General features: G+C 65.5%; 11 protein-coding genes and 1 tRNA gene. 7 read left to right on the forward strand and 5 right to left on the reverse strand.

Annotated elements, in window-relative coordinates:
- The first annotated feature begins 13 nt into the window (after nucleotides 1–13).
- The 3 genes from HMPREF0298_RS03145 to HMPREF0298_RS03155 are packed head-to-tail and all read left to right on the forward strand — an operon-like array spanning nucleotide 14 to nucleotide 6,463.
- On the forward strand, nucleotides 14–3,304 hold the full coding sequence (locus HMPREF0298_RS03145) for an ATP-dependent helicase (RefSeq protein ID WP_006839650.1): 3,291 nt from the start codon (nucleotides 14–16) through the stop codon (nucleotides 3,302–3,304).
- A gap of 29 nt (nucleotides 3,305–3,333) precedes the next feature.
- The gene (locus tag HMPREF0298_RS03150) at nucleotides 3,334–4,425 is read left to right on the forward strand and encodes a potassium channel family protein (RefSeq protein ID WP_006839651.1); all 1,092 of its coding nucleotides are present in this window, start codon (nucleotides 3,334–3,336) and stop codon (nucleotides 4,423–4,425) included.
- Nucleotides 4,415–6,463, forward strand: coding sequence for an ATP-dependent DNA helicase UvrD2 (locus HMPREF0298_RS03155; RefSeq protein WP_006839652.1), 2,049 nt, complete (start codon nucleotides 4,415–4,417; stop codon nucleotides 6,461–6,463). Before HMPREF0298_RS03150 ends, HMPREF0298_RS03155 begins: the two co-directional genes overlap by 11 nt.
- A 4-nt stretch (nucleotides 6,464–6,467) precedes the next feature.
- Here HMPREF0298_RS03155 and HMPREF0298_RS03160 read toward each other — a convergent pair whose 3' ends face one another.
- Nucleotides 6,468–7,310 (reverse strand): hypothetical protein, encoded by an 843-nt coding sequence (locus HMPREF0298_RS03160; protein ID WP_040422424.1) that lies wholly within the window; start codon nucleotides 7,308–7,310, stop codon nucleotides 6,468–6,470.
- Between the two features lie 34 nt (nucleotides 7,311–7,344).
- Here HMPREF0298_RS03160 and HMPREF0298_RS03165 point away from each other — a divergent pair, with 34 nt between their 5' ends.
- Nucleotides 7,345–7,845 carry a SprT-like domain-containing protein gene (locus tag HMPREF0298_RS03165; protein WP_040422226.1) on the forward strand — a complete coding sequence of 167 codons (501 nt, stop codon included), beginning with the start codon at nucleotides 7,345–7,347 and terminating at the stop codon, nucleotides 7,843–7,845.
- 6 nt (nucleotides 7,846–7,851) lie between these two features.
- On the opposite strand, the gene HMPREF0298_RS03170 is transcribed toward HMPREF0298_RS03165, so the two are convergent.
- Complete coding sequence (locus HMPREF0298_RS03170) at nucleotides 7,852–9,237, reverse strand: zinc-dependent metalloprotease (protein ID WP_006839655.1); 1,386 nt, start codon at nucleotides 9,235–9,237, stop codon at nucleotides 7,852–7,854.
- A gap of 104 nt (nucleotides 9,238–9,341) precedes the next feature.
- On the opposite strand from HMPREF0298_RS03170, the gene HMPREF0298_RS03175 reads away from it, so the two are divergent.
- Nucleotides 9,342–10,415 (forward strand): YlbL family protein, encoded by a 1,074-nt coding sequence (locus HMPREF0298_RS03175; protein WP_006839656.1) that lies wholly within the window; start codon nucleotides 9,342–9,344, stop codon nucleotides 10,413–10,415.
- Here the strand turns inward: HMPREF0298_RS03175 and HMPREF0298_RS03180 are convergent.
- Both HMPREF0298_RS03180 and HMPREF0298_RS03185 read right to left on the reverse strand, forming a co-directional pair.
- Nucleotides 10,412–11,059, reverse strand: a complete 648-nt coding sequence (locus HMPREF0298_RS03180; RefSeq protein ID WP_006839657.1) for a hypothetical protein — start codon at nucleotides 11,057–11,059, stop codon at nucleotides 10,412–10,414. The genes HMPREF0298_RS03175 and HMPREF0298_RS03180 overlap by 4 nt on opposite strands.
- 15 nt (nucleotides 11,060–11,074) lie before the next feature.
- The gene (locus tag HMPREF0298_RS03185) at nucleotides 11,075–11,593 is read right to left on the reverse strand and encodes a PPA1309 family protein (RefSeq protein WP_006839658.1); all 519 of its coding nucleotides are present in this window, start codon (nucleotides 11,591–11,593) and stop codon (nucleotides 11,075–11,077) included.
- A gap of 92 nt (nucleotides 11,594–11,685) precedes the next feature.
- Between HMPREF0298_RS03185 and HMPREF0298_RS03190 the strand changes: the two genes are divergently transcribed.
- Together HMPREF0298_RS03190 and HMPREF0298_RS03195 are read left to right on the forward strand one after the other, a co-directional pair.
- Nucleotides 11,686–14,634: a UPF0182 family protein gene (locus HMPREF0298_RS03190; protein ID WP_040422227.1), complete on the forward strand. Its 2,949-nt coding sequence runs from the start codon at nucleotides 11,686–11,688 to the stop codon at nucleotides 14,632–14,634.
- 146 nt (nucleotides 14,635–14,780) lie between these two features.
- Nucleotides 14,781–14,854, forward strand: a tRNA-Met gene (locus HMPREF0298_RS03195).
- 351 nt (nucleotides 14,855–15,205) lie between these two features.
- On the opposite strand, the gene HMPREF0298_RS11535 is transcribed toward HMPREF0298_RS03195, so the two are convergent.
- A partial coding sequence (locus HMPREF0298_RS11535) for a hypothetical protein (RefSeq protein ID WP_211205415.1) occupies nucleotides 15,206–15,758 on the reverse strand: 553 nt, incomplete at its 5' end.

Below are 15,758 nucleotides of genomic sequence, written 5' to 3' on the forward strand. Positions count from 1 at the left end.
CTCTTACACGCCGATGAGCCCGGCGGTGCTCTCGAAGTACCTCGGTCAGGCTTACCCGCCGACTGAGCAGCAGGCGGACATCATCGGGGCCGACCCCGGGCCGTTGCTCGTCGTCGCGGGTGCGGGCGCCGGCAAGACGGAGACGATGGCGGCGCGAGTCGTCTGGCTCGTCGCCAACGGCTACGCGCGCCCCGAAGAGGTACTCGGGCTGACCTTCACCCGCAAAGCAGCGCAGGAATTGGGCAAACGCATCCGGGACCGGCTAAGTGTCCTCGCCGCCAACGACGCCCTGCTGCGCCGCCTCGACCCGAGCGGTGAGCTCGCAGACACGCTGCGGGTCATCGCGCCGACCGTCGCAACCTACGACTCCTACGCCGGCGACCTGGTGCGCGAATACGGGCTGTTGGTTCCCGTCGAACCGAACGCGCGCCTGATCACGGATGCGGAGCTGCACGCGATCGCCCACGAAGTCGTCCTCGGATACCGGGGCAGCCTGGTGGCAGAAGGCGGAAAGAACCCGAGCGTGTCCACGGTCGTCGCAAACGTCCTCGACCTCAACACCGCGATGGGCAACTCTCTGATGCAACCGGAGTACGTCGCCGGGGAAGTGCATGACTTTCTCGCCGAAACCGAATCCCTGCCCGGCAGGGGCGATCCCGCGACCTTTACCAAGGAAATGGCCGGCTGGCGTGACACCCAGCAACTGCGCCGCGCCTACCTGCCGCTCGTCGAGGAGCTCAACGCTCAGCTGCGCGAGCGCGGGTTAGTCACTTTCAACGAACAAATGTCCGTGGCCGCGCGGCTCGCTCACGACCACGAGTTCGTCGGCGCGTCGCAGCGCCAACGCTACCGGGTGGTCATGCTCGACGAGTATCAGGACACCTCACACGCCCAACGTGTGCTCTTGCGCAGCTTGTTCGGGCAGGGGCGCAACGCGGACCAACCCCGGCGCCACCCGCTGACCGTCACCGCCGTTGGGGACCCGATGCAGGCGATTTACGGTTGGCGTGGTGCCACCGCAGCCAACCTCGCCGCTTTCGTCGAGGACTTCCCGGAGCCAACAGGCGCCCCGGCGCCCACGAAACAGCTGACCACGTCGTGGCGCAACCCGGCTGAAGTGCTTGCCCTGGCCAACCGTGTCTCCGACTCCCTGCTGGGCACCGGAAGTGATCGCGTCGTCGCCGCGCTCGACCCGCGCCCGGGCGCGGGTGCCGGTGAGGTCGAACTGGGATTTTTCGAGCACGAGGACGAGGAGATCGACTTCGTCGCGGATAACCTCGCCGCACAGTACGATGCCGCCCGCGCCGCGGGTGAGCCGTTCAGCGCGGCCGTGCTGGTCCGCAAGAACAAGACATCGCCCGAGGTGGCGGAGGCGCTCGAGGAGCGCGGCGTGCCCTTCGAAATCGTCGGGCTCGCCGGCCTTCTCGACGTCCCCGAGGTCGCCGACACCATCGCCATCGCGTCGATGCTGGTGCGCCCCGGGGATTCCGCGGCCGCGCTTCGCATCCTGGCCGGCCCCGCCGTCGGACTGGGGCTGGCGGACCTTGATGCACTGTCGCGACGCGCCGCCAACTTGCGGGGCGCGGCGCCTGCCGCGCCGAAGCCGGATGAGGCCGCCGACCCGACCACTCACTTCGAGGCGCAGCTCGAAGAGTCGGTCGCCGAAGCCCAGCGCATCACCGCCGGTGCCGACACCCCGGCGGGGTTGACCGACGCGGTTGCGGATCTCGGAGAAACCGAGCGCTACACGCCCGACGGCCTACGCCGCATCAAGGCAGTGGCGTCCAAGCTGCGTTGGTTGCGCACCCACGCGCTGGGCAAGCGCCTGCCCGATGTCTTCGCCGATATCATCTCCGTTTTCGGGATCCGCACGGAAGTGCTGGCACGGCCGTCGTCGACAGGCACCGTGCACCTCGACCGCCTTCTGGAGGAGGTCTCTTCCTACCCCGGAACAAGCCTGACGGCGCTTTTGGACTACTTCGAGCTCACGCGCGAGCACGAGGGCGGGCTGGCCCCGGGCAACGTGCCGGTGCGCACCGACCGCGTGCAAATCCTCACCGCCCACAAGGCGAAGGGCCTGGAGTGGGACACGGTTGCGGTGATCCGGGCCGATGCGGAGACGTACAAAGCCCGCACTGCGACCTTCCTCACACAACCCCAGCTCGTGCCCGACGAGGATTTCGACGCCTTTGCTGACGCCGAAAACCGCACGGAATTCGCCAAAGCCGCCAAGGCTTACGTCGCGGCCGTGCGCACCAAGCTGGCGGAAGAGTCCGCGCGGCTGTTCTATGTGGCGGTGACCCGTTCGGCACGCAAGCTCATCGTCACCGGTTCCGCAGTGAAACCGGGCCGTAAAAAAGTTGCCGAGCCCTACGAGCATTTCGCCGCGATCCGGGATCTCGTGCCCGAAACCAGCGTCGTGCACTGGTACGACGGCAGCTCCGCGGACGTGGATGAGCAGGAAGACGATCACGACAACGCGGTACCGCAGCGCACCGGGCTGTGGCCCCACCTTCAGGTCGAGCCGGGTGATGCCGAGACCGCCGAGCTGGTCGCGCGGGCCCGTGAGAGCCTTCCCGAGTACATTGACGGTGAGCTCTACGGGCTGTGGGAGCGCGATACGAGCGCGTTGATCGAGGAACACCTCGCTGCCGCCAGCGGGGAAGTACCTGTCATGATGCCGGGTGAGCTCACCGCCTCTGACGTGGTGGCGCTCAGCGCTGACTCGGAACAGTTCGCTCGCCGTGCCCGCCGGCCTGTTCCGTTTAAGCCGAACACCTACGCCAAGCGGGGAACCGCGTTCCACGAGTGGCTGGAGGAGTTTTACGGCGCTCGGCCGCTGCTGACCGAAGACGAGCTTCCCGGCGTTGATGAGCCAGAGGTGGAGACGCGCACCCTTGAAAAGCTGAAGAACAATTTCGAGCGCAGCCACTGGGCGCGACGCACCCCCGCGTTCGTGGAGCACCCCTTCGAGCTCGCACTGGGGGAGTCGGTGGTCCGCGGTCGCATGGATGCGGTGTTCATGGATGACAACGGGTGGACGGTCGTCGACTGGAAGACGGGTACCAAGCCGGCCCCGGCACAGATGAAAAGCGCGATGCTGCAGCTGGCGGTCTACCGCGAGGCGTGGCGTCGGATAGCGGGTGACGGCCTAGATGTGCGCGCCGTGTTCTTCTACGTGCGCACGGGAGAGGATTTCGTGCCCTCCGACCTGCCGGGTTCTGATGAGTTGGAACAGTTGCTTCGGCAATCTTCGGCGGAGGGGATAGAGTTCCTTGAAGATTCAGCCGAGGAAAAGGAGTAAAAGCAGCTGTGAGACTCCGCAGGAATCCCATGGGGGTGACGTGGCGTAGCTGGTTTCAGGCCGACGACGACGTCAGTAATGCGCACGTGCACACGTTGTTGGATGTCGTCACCATCCCGGCTGCGGAGCACGCGACTCCCTGGGCGATCATCCTGCGCCGCTTCCTGTACGCCTCGATCCTGATGGTGGTCGTCTCCGTCATAGTCTACGTCGACCGCGACGGCTATTCCGAGCCGCTGACCTTTATCGACGCCCTTTATTACGCGGCGGTGTCGCTGTCGACTACGGGCTACGGCGACATCACTCCGGTGACCCAGGGCGCGCGTCTGATGAACATTTTCGTGATCACGCCGATACGCATTGCGTTCCTGTTGCTGCTCGTCGGCACCACCCTGTCGGTCCTTACCGAAGATTCCCGCAAAACCCTTCAGATCCAGCAGTGGAGGAAAACTGTGCGCAACCACACCATCGTTCTCGGTTACGGCACCAAGGGCCGCTCCGCCATCGACGCTTTGCTCGCCGACGGCGCCTCGCCGTCCAACATCGTCGTCGTCGACCAAGACGCGGCGGTGCTCACGCGCGCCGAAAAGCGCGGCCTGGTCACCGTGCACGGCAACGCCACGAAGTCGGACGTGCTCAAAGTAGCCGGTGTGACGCGGGCGCGTTCTGTGGTGGTGGCCCCATCCAGCGACGACACCGCCGTGCTGATCACCCTGTCAGTGCGCGAACTCGCCCCGAGCGCGATGATCGTGGCGTCGGTGCGCGAGAGCGAAAACCAGCACCTGCTCATGCAGTCGGGCGCGGACTCGGTCGTGGTGTCCTCGGAAACCGCCGGCCGGCTGCTCGGGATCGCGACGGTCACCCCACCCGTGGTCGAGATGGTGGAGGACCTGCTCAGCCCGGACGAGGGGTTCGCGGTCGCGGAGCGCCCAATCGGCGACGACGAGGTCGGGGCAAACCCGCGCCACCTCGCCGATATCGTGCTCGGCGTGGTGCGCTCCGGTGAGCTCTACCGCATTGATTCGCCGGAGGCGGAGACCGTCGAGCCGGGAGATCGCCTCCTCTACGTGCGCCACACCCGGGAGCTGCCGGGCAAGGCTGAGGGCGTCAATGGCAATTGATCTTTCCCTGTTAGATGACGACCAGCGCGTCGCCGCGACCGCCCCGCGCGGCCCAGTCTGCATCCTCGCGGGCGCAGGTACCGGCAAGACCCGCACGATCACCTACCGGATCGCGCATCTGATCGACCAATCTGTCGTGTCGCCGCACAAGGTACTCGCTGTGACCTTCACCCAGCGAGCTGCCGGAGAGATGCGTGATCGCCTGCGTGTGCTTGGGATCGGCGGGGTGCAGGCTCGTACGTTCCACTCAGCGGCGCTGCGCCAATTGCGCTACTTCTGGCCGCAGATTGCCGGGGATTTGCCGTGGCGGCTGCTGGACAACAAGTTCCCCCTCGTCGGCCGTGCCGCCCGCGCCGCCGGCCTCGACTCGGGCAAGGACATGGTGCGCGACCTGCTGGGTGAAATCGAGTGGGCCAAGGCGTCGGTGATCGGTGCGGAGGACTACGCGGAAAAGGTCGCGGCCACCAAGCGCACCCTGCCAGCGGATCCGGCCAAAGTGGCGCAGGTTTACCGCCTCTACGAGGAGGCCAAGACCAGCCCCGAGGGAATGCTGCTCGATTTCGATGATCTGCTGCTGCACGTCGCGGGAGCCCTGGAAAACGCCCCCGCGGTGGCGGAGGAGTTTCGCACCCAGTACCAGACGTTTGTGGTGGACGAGTACCAGGACGTCACGCCGCTGCAGCAGCGCGTGCTCGAGGGCTGGTTGGGGCAGCGCGACGATCTGACCGTGGTCGGGGATGCGAACCAGACGATTTACTCGTTCACCGGCGCGACGCCGGACTACCTGTTGAATTTCTCGCGCACCTACCGGCACGCCACGGTGGTCAAGCTGCAACGCGACTATCGCTCGACGCCGCAGGTCACCGACCTAGCCAACACTGTCATTTCGCGCGCGACGGGCCGCGCCGCGGGCACCCGACTCGAGCTCGAGGGCATGCGCCCGCCCGGCCCGGCGCCGACTTACGCCTCCTATGACGACGAGCCAACCGAGGCGCGCGAGGTGGCCAGGGCGATCCGCTCGCTTCTCGACGCCGGGGTGCCCGCGCGCGAAATCGCGGTCCTGTACCGCATCAACGCGCAGTCGGCGGCGTTTGAAGCGGCACTCGCCGACGCCGGAATTGTCTACCAGGTGCGCGGCGGCGAGGGTTTCTTCCACCGCGCCGAGATCCGGGAGGCGATCAACACGCTGGTTGCCGCGGCGCGGCGGGATGACCTACCGGACGACCCGGTGGCGATTGCGCGCGCGGCGTTTGCCCCGCTGGGTCTTTCGGCTCAAGAACCCGAGGGCGCTCAGGCGCGAGAGCGCTGGCAGACGCTGAACGCCCTGGTGGACCTCATTGAGGAGATCGTGAACACGCATGAGGCGTCGACGCTGACGGACGTGCTGCGCTCCCTGCGCCAGCGCGCCGAGGCGAAGCAGCCGCCGAGCGTTGACGGGGTCACGCTGGCGAGCCTGCACGCCGCGAAGGGTCTGGAGTGGGATGCGGTGTTTTTGGTGGGGTTGGTGGAAAACACCCTGCCCATCTCGCACGCGATCAAGGCCGGCGACGCCCAGGTAGAGGAGGAGCGCCGACTGTTTTACGTCGGCATCACTCGCGCGCGCGAGCACCTCAGCATGTCCTGGTCCTTGGCGCGGCAGGAAGGCGGGCGAAAATCGCGCAGCCGCACCCGTTTCCTCGACGGGATCGCGCCCGAGCTCGACGTGGAAAAGTCACCCGACAGGCTCAGGCGATCGCGCGCGTGCCGGGTGTGCGGCAACCCGCTCGACACCCCGGCCGAGAAAGCGTTGGGCCGGCATGCGGACTGCGAACCGGAGTACAACGAGGATGCGTTTCTGGCGCTGAAAGCCTGGCGCCTCGACGTCGCGCGCGATGCGGGCCAACCGGCCTACATGGTGTTTTCCGATGCCACGCTGCTCGCTATTGCGGAGACTATGCCGTCAACCGAGGCGGAGCTTCTGGGTATTTCCGGTGTCGGCCCGGTCAAGGTTGAAAAGTTCGGGCACGGGGTGCTGGAGGCGCTGAGTCAGTTCAGCTAGGCCCCTAGTAGCAGACGGGGCAACGCGGGTGCGGCCCATGCACCGAACGCACGAGCGGGACCGGCCCGTAGGGGTCGGAGACGAACATCTCACCGCGCGCTGGCGCCTTGGCGGACACACCGGGTGGGTCGGGCACCCCGGCGAGACGCCGCAATACCATGGCAGCGGCGCTGGCGCCAGCGGCGATAGTCACTGCGTCAGGTCGGGCGGGCGTCGCATCGAGCGCGGCCACGAGGTGCTCCCACTGCTCGTCTCGCTGTGCGTGGTAGAGGTGGGCGCAGTACAGGCACGGCCCGGCGCGGCCGACGCCGAGCGGGCCGATGAACACGCGTGCGTCCACGGTCGAGACGGGCAGCGTCGCCCCGCTGCGGTGGCGCACCAGGCGGGCGATGTCGCGAGCGTTGGGCAGCTGGTCGACGAAGGCCGCCGGGGTGGTGGGGTCGGCGGATGCGAGCCCCCGGCTCAGTGGCTCGTCGGCCAGCGGCGTGCGCACGGTGATACCGGAGGCGCGCAGAAGCATCGACAGGGCGTCGGCAAGCGGGCTGGAGCCGACAAGGAGCACGGTGCGGGGCTCTTCTGCGACGACGATGCGGTAGGCCGCGAGCTCGTCGATGAGGTTGCGGGCGGCCTCGGGAGCCATCCCGGTCTGGTTAAGGGCGTCAAGCACGTCGCTCAGCGGAGTCGGAGCACGCAGGCGCGCCAGCACTGGCTGGATCAGTTCGGCAAGCGCGGTGTCGATAACGCCACAGCGTGTCGCGTCGAGCCCGAACTGCAGTACGTTGCGCCCGCGCACAAAAACGCGCACGCCGGGGGCGAGGCGAATGGGCGTCGTGGGCGTCAGCTGCACGACCACTATTGCAGCACAGATAGAATCACTTTTCATGTGGTCAAACAAGCAAGTGCGCGTGATTCGTTCCGCGCGGCGCAGGCGCACCGTGCAGGCCCGGATCATTGGGCCTGTGGTGGAGGTGCGCATCCCGGCCACGTTCAGCGCCCGGCAAGAGCGCGAGGCGGTGGAGCAGATGCTCGGCCGGCTCGAGCGCAAAGCCACACCGTCGGTCAGCTCGGACGAGGAGCTGTTGCGGCGCGCGCAGCGCCTCAACGAGGAAGTTCTGGACTCTCGCGCGCGCGTGACGACGATCCACTGGTCACCCCGGCAGAACTTACGCTGGGGCTCGTGCACCGTTGCCACCGGCGAGATCCGCATCAGCGACAGGCTCAAACACGTACCCGACTATGTCCTCGACGCGGTGATCGTCCACGAGCTGGCGCATACGATCGTCGCGGAGCACTCTGCGCAGTTTTGGGAGCTGGCCGACAAGGCACCCCTGGCCGAGCGGGCGAAGGGCTTCCTCGAGGCCTACCAGCGCTTCGGCTCCTAGCGCAGGCTACTCCGCGTCGCGGTTGTCGCCCTGGTTGCGCAGCTCCTCCTCGAGCTTGGCCACCTCGGCGTCGAAGTCGGCATCGGGGGCGTCGTCAAGCAGGGTGTCGATGAACGCCGCGGGGTTATCGATGTGTTCGGCGGTGGGGAGGAAGTCGGGGTGGTCCCACACCTTGTCGCGGCGCTGCGCTCCGACCGCGGTGCCGGCGCGGCGCCACAGCTCGGCGGCCTCGCGCACCTTGGGCGCGGAAAGCTCGATGCCGACGATGTTGGCGAAAGCCTGCTCGGCAGACCCCCCGGTGGCGCGGCGGCGCGCCCACGCCTCGGCGAGCTGTGGAGTGGACGGGATACGCTCGCCGAGTGCCTCGGTGACAACGACGTCGACCCAGCCCTCCACCAGCGCCAGCAGCGTCTCCAGGCGCGAGGTGGCCAACTCGTTGCGCGAGCTCACCCGCGGGGTGAGATCAATGCCTTGGAGCTCGCCGAGCTTTTCCTGCAGCTGCTGCGGGTCGCCCGATTCGAGGTCGAGGCTGCGTGCGATCTCCTCGATGTGCGAGGTGTCGATCACAAGCCCGGCGGCATATTCCTCCACGGAGGACACGAGGCGTTCAACCAGCCACGGCACGTGGGTGAACAGGCGCTGGCGCGCTGCTTCGCGGGCGGCGATATAGACCAGCACCTCCTGGCCAGGTACGCCGAGGTCGCCGGAGATGGCCGAAACGTTCTTCGGCAGGATCGCAGCGACGTTGCGGGGCGCGACGGGAAGGCCGAAGTCGGTGCCGGTGAGAGCCTGCTGGGCGAGGTCGCCGAGGGCGTGGCCGAGTTTCATGCCGAAGTTCATCGCGTTCATGGAGTTCATCATCCCCGCCATCGGGCCCATCATGTCGCGGGCCTGCTCGGGCATCGACTCCATCTGCGCCCGGTTCATGTTCTCCGCGACCGGATTTACCATGCGCTTCCACATCGGCATGGTGTTGGTCAGCCAATCTTCCGCGTTCCAGGCCGCGGGCTGTGCCGAGGAGGCGGGCAGTGAGGTGGCGTTATCGAGCCAGAGATCCGCCAGGCGCAGGGATTCGGTGACCGCGGTCGTATCCGCCGAGGACACATCCGGTGACGAGCCGATCCGCTGGCGTGCCATGCGCAGCGCCAGCTCGAAGTTCACGGCGTCGCCCCCCGACTGCTCGTTGAAGCTTGAGCCCATCCCGGAAAGCATCTGGCCGAACTGGTTGAGAATGTCGCCCAGGTTGCCCCCCTGGCCCGGTTGCGTGCCGAATCCGAAGGCGGCAAAGGGGTTGTCACCGCCCCTGCCGGCGCCGCCGTTGTTCTCGCCGTCGCCCTTGTCGCGATCGTTGGGGTCGTTGTTGGGGAAGGAGAAACCGAATCCGTTGCTCATACGACCACACTACTAGCCGAGCCGAACGCACGCGATGGGCCTGCGGACGCTGACAGCGAACGTGAATAGGGCCGCCGGGGGCCAAAAGGTTAAGATGTTGCCCCGTGACGGAGACGACGGCTTTGAGGCAACGGCGCTGGTCCACCATCGTGTGGGGTGCCGTGCCCGTGGGGCTGCTCGCCCTGGCGCTGTCGGTGGACCACATTCCCTTCACTGACGTGCCATTGACGGTGCCCTATGCGGCCCAGGGGCCGGGGCCGACATTCAACACCCTGGCGGACATCGATGGCACCCCCGTGGTCGACATTGAGGGCGCGGCAACGGACGAGACGTCCGGCAATCTGAACATGACCACGGTCGCGGTGCGCACGAACATGACGCTCGCCCAAGCGCTGGGCAGGTGGATCGGTTCCCAGGACACGCTGGTGCCGTTGCAGCAGGTCGTTCCGCCGGACGTGTCTGAGGAGGATTACCAAAAGTTTAATGAGGCCGCCTTCGTCGCTTCCGAGGCTGCGGCGACGGTGGCGGCGATGAACTACCTGGGCAAGCCCACCACCGTTGTAGTCCACGAGGTGGTCGCGGATTCCGCCGCCCAGGACGTCCTTGCCGCAGGCGACGTGATCACCGCGGTGGACGGGGTTCAGGTGTCTCAGCCGGGCGAGGTTCAGGACGAGGTGCTGGCCCACGCGCCAGGAGACGACATCACGCTGCGTATTGCGCGCGAGGGGCAGCCACGCGATGTGGAGGTTGAGCTCGGGGAGAACCCGCAGTCTCCGGGGGCGGCTCAACTGGGCATTTTGATGACTTCGGAGCCGGCGGGCGGGATTTCGGTGGAGTACAACCTCAACGATGTCGGCGGCCCGAGCGCGGGCATGATGTTTTCGCTTGCGGTGATTGACAAGCTTTCGCCCGGCGCGCTCAACGGCGGCAATTTCGTCGCCGGCACTGGCACGATCAGCGAGGACGGCACTGTCGGCCCGATCGGCGGCATCACCCACAAGATCCGCGGGGCGCGCGACACGGGCGCGGAGCTGTTCCTCGCGCCCGCGGACAATTGCGCGGAGGCATCGAGGGTCGACTCCGGGGATATGGTGGTCGCGAGCGTCGCCACGCTTGACGACGCCGTGGCGGCCATGGCCGATTTCAGCGAAGGCCGAGACGTGCGGGTTTGCGGCTAGCTCGCCGCCTCCGGGGAGGGTTCGCTCTGCTCGGTTTCGGTCCCGGTTTCAGACCCGGTTGCAGTCGCGGTGTCTTCGTCGACGAGGCCGAGGTTGATAATGCGTTCGCGCGGGTCCTCGCGATCCGAGGAGACGAGCTGCTGCATCACTTGGCCCGTGGAGTTGTCCACGACGGTGATAATCGCCGAGGTGCCCAGCGTCGACCACCCGACGACGCGCTCACCTGTGTCCTCGACGATGCGCGAGCTGCGCAGCTCGGTGAGAAGCTGCGTCGTGGAGGCCGCCTTCGCGTCCGAGTCGAAGAACTGGAATTGGCCGACGTTGGCGCCCGAGCAGTCGAAGGAGCTCTCCACGTCGACGGCGACGCACGTGTCGAGCTTATCGAAGAACTCTGGTGGGGCGAGCGTCGAAAATTGCTCCGCGACCTTTGCGACGGCCGCTTCTTCCTCGTCCTGCTTCGTCGTCGTTGAGCTCGTGCTTGACGACGCCTGGGTCGGTGTCGTCTCCTGAGCCGAAGAGGAGGTCACGGGGGTGGAAGGAGCCGTGGTGGGCTCTTCTGCTTGCCGGGTCGAGCATGCGGAAATCGCCATCGCAGCGCAGACTGCGACGGCGGTGGCGCTAAGGCGCACGACGGAAAAAGACATAATCGCAGACTACTCCTACTCGGACTCGTCCACGGCGTGCTCGAGCCCGTAGCGCAGAGCGGCAACGACATTCGGAGCGACCCCGGGCCCGCCGCGCAGCTCGATGTCGTCGTGGGCGAACAGGCCGCGCTCGGCGAGCTCTTCGTCCGTGGGGCGCAGCTGCAACAGGGTTAGCTCAGTGTCTTCACCGCGCAGCACGCCGGAAAACAAGCGCGCCGGCCGCGGGCCCTGCTCAGCGGGGGCGGAGGAATCGACGAACGAGATCTCCTGGGCCAGCACCACGCCCTCGACCTCGCGCGGCCAGGCAAGACGCGCGACGTATTCTGCCAGTTCCTCCGAACCAGGCAGGATCGTCTCCGGGAGGTCTTGCACCACCAGCGTCAGGGGAGAATCGGCTATGTCGGGGTCGAGCTGGTCGATGAGGAGGGACGTGGGGACGAGCCCGAACAAGGTCGGACCCGCGTCCCAGCCCTCGGCGTGGACGAACTCAACAGCCTCCATCATTGCTTTGTTCAGCGCCTGCTGCTCGGACATGGGGAACCTTTCCGGTATCTCTAACGTTGGACAACTTAGGCTATACACAGAAGTTTGCCTTTGAAGAAAAACCTAATTCCTAAGGAGCAGGATTGGCTACCCGCCTAACCCCGCCGCAGCCAGGCGCCAAGAAGACGAATTCCGGATTGATGGCCACGATTGCAGTCCTCGGCCTGATTCTGTTCCTCGTTCCGCTCGCTGTGGGTGTCTACAGCGATTGGCTGTGGTTCGGCGACCTCGGTTTCCGCGGCGTGTTCAGCAAGGTGATCCTCACCAGAGTCGTTCTCTTCGTGATTTTCGCTGCGCTCGGCGGAGCGGTGGCCTATGCCGCGGCAATGGTCGCCTGGCGCGGCCGGCCGACGGGCGGCGCCGAGGCTGACCCCTTCTCCGCGGCGTCGCCGTACCGCTCGCAGATCGAATCCGGAGTGCGCACGCTCCTGGTCTGGGTTCCGCTGATCGTGGCTGTGTTCTCCGGTTTGGCGGGGCAGCGGGTGTGGCGCACGGTGATGCTCTGGCTCAACGGTGGGGACTTCGGTGTCACCGATGCGCAGTTCGGGCGCGACCTCGGGTTCTACGCGTTTGCGCTGCCCGGAATCTCCGTGCTGCTTGGCATGGTGTCCATGCTGCTCGTCGTGGCCTTTGTGGTCGCGCTCGTGGCGCACTACCTTCTCGGCGGGATCCGCATCGGCTCAAACGTGAATGGAATCCGCGGCCACATTTCACGTTCCGCGCGCATCCAGCTCGCGCTCACCGCAGGCCTGTGGATGTTGGTGAAGGCGGGGACCTACTGGCTGGAGCGCTACACGTTGCTTTACCAGAAAAACGACATCTTCACGGGCGCCTCGTACACGGCAATCAACGCCACTTTGCCCGCGAAGATCGCCCTGATGGTCATCGCGGTCATCGTCGCGGCGGCGTTCTTTGCCTCCATTGTGTTCAAGGATTTCCGTATTCCGGTTCTCGCAACCGTGCTCATGCTCGTTTCCTCGCTGGTGATCGGCAGCATTTGGCCGGCCATGCTTGAGCAGTTCTCCGTGAAGCCTAACCGCCAGGCCAAGGAGTTTGAGTACATTGGCCGCAACATTGAGGCCACGCGCTTCGCCTACGGGCTTACCGACGCCAACGTGACCTACCTGGAGAACTGGGGCGCGGAGGACGTTTCCGACGAGCAGGTTGCAGCCGACGAGGCGACTATCTCCAACATCCGCCTGCTGGACCCGGACATCATTGCCCCGACGTTTACCCAGAACCAACAGCTGCGTAACTTCTACGGCTTCCCGGGCACCCTGGCGATGGACCGCTACGAGGTCGACGGCGAGATGCGTGACTTCGTTGTCGCGGCGCGCGAGCTTGACCCGAACGCGCTGCGCGAGAACCAGCGCGATTGGATCAACCGCCACACCGTGTACACCCACGGCAACGGGTTCATCGCGGCGCAAGCCAACACCGTCGATGAGGCGGCTCAAGACGCCGGCTCCACCCGTGGTGGGTTGCCCATCTTCACAGTGTCGGACCTGCAGACCAACGCCATTGCTGCGCAGAGCGACCAGGCCGAGGAGCTCGGCATCAAGGTCGATGAGCCGCGCATTTACTTCGGCCCGGTGATTGCGTCGTCAAGCGACGGGCTCGACTACGCCATCGTGGGCGATAACGGCCAGGGGCCTGTCGAATACGACACGGACAACACGAACTACACCTACGAGGGTGACAGCGGTGTCGAAATCGGCAACTGGTTCAAGCGTGCCGCGTACGCATTGAAGTACCAGGAGCTCAACTTCATCCTGTCCGACCGCGTCGGCCCTGAGTCGAAAATCCTCTACGACCGCGACCCGCGCGAGCGCGTCGAGCGTGTCGCCCCGTGGCTGACAACGGATTCCGCGACCTACCCCGCGGTCGTTGACGGCCGCGTGAAATGGGTTGTTGACGGCTACACCACGCTTTCCCACCTGCCCTACTCGACGCGCACCTCGATGGAGGACACCACGCAGGACGCGCTGAACCCGGACGGCACGACCCAGCGACTGGTCAACGACAACTTGGGTTACATCCGCAACTCCGTCAAGGCGACCGTTGACGCCTACGACGGCACGGTCGAGCTGTACGCGTTCGATGAGGAAGATCCGGTGCTCCAGGCGTGGATGGGCGTGTTCCCGGGCACGGTGAAGCCGAGCAGCGAGATTTCCGACGCCCTGCGCGAGCACCTGCGCTACCCGGAGGACCTGTTCAAGGTCCAGCGCGAGCTTCTGGCGCGCTACCACGTCGACGACCCTGGCGTGTTCTTCAACAACGACGCCTTCTGGTCCGTGCCCAACGACCCGACGGCGCCGGAGGGCCGCCAGGAGCTCAACCAGCCGCCGTACTACATCGTCGCGGCCGACCCGGAAACCGGCGAGCCGTCGTTCCAGCTGATTACCCCGTACCGCGGGCTGAACCGTGAGTTCCTCTCCGCGCACATGTCGGTTGCCTCGGACCCCCAAAACTACGGCCAAATCACCGTTCGCGTGCTGCCCACCAACACGCAGAGCCCCGGGCCGAAGCAGGTGCAGGATGCGCTGATGTCGTCCGACCAGGTCGCCCGCGACCGCACCTTGTGGGAGGGCACGAACGACATGCAAAACGGCAACCTGCTGGCGCTGCCCGTCGGCGGCGGCGAGGTGCTCTACGTCGAGCCGGTGTACTCGCAGCGCAAGGACCAGGAATCGGCCTTCCCGAAGCTCCTGCGCGTGCTGGTGTTCTACCAGGGCCGCGTGGGCTACGCGCCGACGATCTCGCAGGCGCTGAGCCAGGTGGGCATCAACCCCGCCGCCGCCCAGGACATTGAGGTGGTTGACGATGGTGCTGGCGCTACCGGCGAGGATGCCGCGCCGGAAGTCCCGGTAAGCCCCGAGGCCTCCGGCAGCACGGACGAGGCACTCGACCGCATCAACACGGCTCTGCGCAACCTCGAGACCGCCCGCGGCGGCTCCTTCGAGGAGTTCGGCAGCGCTCTCGACGAACTCGACCGCGCGGTGCAGGACTACCAAAACCTCAACACCCAGTAGATCGCACTAATATCCCCTGGTGCAGTGTCCTCTCGCCGTCCTCTCGCCAGGGGATTTGGTGTTTAGTGGGGCAATCACTATAGTTGGGACACGTTGCCGATGCAGTGCAAACCGCTAAGGCAGCAGGTGAATTACATAACACCCGTCGCGGGGTGGAGCAGCTCGGTAGCTCGCTGGGCTCATAACCCAGAGGTCGCAGGTTCGAATCCTGTCCCCGCTACTAATCCGGAACCCTCGGTTCGCGAAAGCGAATCGGGGGTTTCTTGCATTGCATCGACCTTCTTGGGGAGAAGGTCGACTACGTCTACTCCAAAGAAATCGGCGACCGCATAGAGATCCTCGACCGACCAAGCAGTTTGGCCATAGATCTTGCGACTAACGCCTGGACCTGTGATGCCAAGTTCTTCGCCGAGAGCTTTCTTGGTTACGCGGTTCAAGAAAAGTAGTTCATTCACCTTTGAACTGCTCCCCGGAAGTTGGACCGAGAAATCAGACACCAACACCTGGGGAGCAGTTCACATGCGAGGGGGGGATTAGTGATGCGACGTGATACCAGGGTGCCTGCTCTGATTCAGGGATTATCTCGGCGTGGATGTCGACGCTTCTTCGAGCTGTAAAGGGCGAGAGCAGCATTATACTGGTCGATCCAAAACTGCTCTTTCGTCTCGGGGGAGGCATCACGAGGTAGTAAGCCCATGCTGATCGCCAAGTTGTAAAAACCGCTGCCCGGCTTGTTTTCGTTGAGGTACATCACCAACGCTGAGAGCATGACCTTCTGTTCTGGGTGCTCGTTATAGGTTTGTTCCACCACATAGCCGAGCAGGTCACCCATGGCGTTTCTCCCCTCGGGGGATGAGAAATCGAAACCTGGCTGGCCCGTGCTTGCACTGATCTCCCGATTGAGATCGGTGTAGTTGGAGCTGCGCCCCAGGCGTGCGGTTCGCTTCAAGGATGTGACCGCTGCAGAGACAAGCTCCTGCCACTGCTCCGGATCGCGTCCATGGATACTCGTCATAATTGACAGGCCTTTCGTTATTGCCGAGCAACGATGCCAGTAAAGATACTCTGACCTAGCTAATTCTAGAGGGTGCTGTTGCAAAGTTGGGGCAGTAGGAAGAGCGACG

The organism is Corynebacterium lipophiloflavum DSM 44291, from assembly GCF_000159635.1.
GTDB classification, from domain to species: domain Bacteria; phylum Actinomycetota; class Actinomycetes; order Mycobacteriales; family Mycobacteriaceae; genus Corynebacterium; species Corynebacterium lipophiloflavum.

What these genes read in the sequence shown, in the direction of transcription:
- HMPREF0298_RS03145 (WP_006839650.1), top strand. Translation starts at nt 14, where the DNA reads ATGAGCCCGGCGGTGCTCTCGAAGTACCTCGGTCAGGCTTACCCGCCG.
- HMPREF0298_RS03150 (WP_006839651.1), top strand. Translation starts at nt 3,334, where the DNA reads ATGGGGGTGACGTGGCGTAGCTGGTTTCAGGCCGACGACGACGTCAGT.
- HMPREF0298_RS03155 (WP_006839652.1), top strand. Translation starts at nt 4,415, where the DNA reads ATGGCAATTGATCTTTCCCTGTTAGATGACGACCAGCGCGTCGCCGCG.
- HMPREF0298_RS03165 (WP_040422226.1), top strand. Translation starts at nt 7,345, where the DNA reads ATGTGGTCAAACAAGCAAGTGCGCGTGATTCGTTCCGCGCGGCGCAGG.
- HMPREF0298_RS03170 (WP_006839655.1), bottom strand. Translation starts at nt 9,237, where the DNA reads ATGAGCAACGGATTCGGTTTCTCCTTCCCCAACAACGACCCCAACGAT.
- HMPREF0298_RS03180 (WP_006839657.1), bottom strand. Translation starts at nt 11,059, where the DNA reads ATGTCTTTTTCCGTCGTGCGCCTTAGCGCCACCGCCGTCGCAGTCTGC.
- HMPREF0298_RS03185 (WP_006839658.1), bottom strand. Translation starts at nt 11,593, where the DNA reads ATGTCCGAGCAGCAGGCGCTGAACAAAGCAATGATGGAGGCTGTTGAG.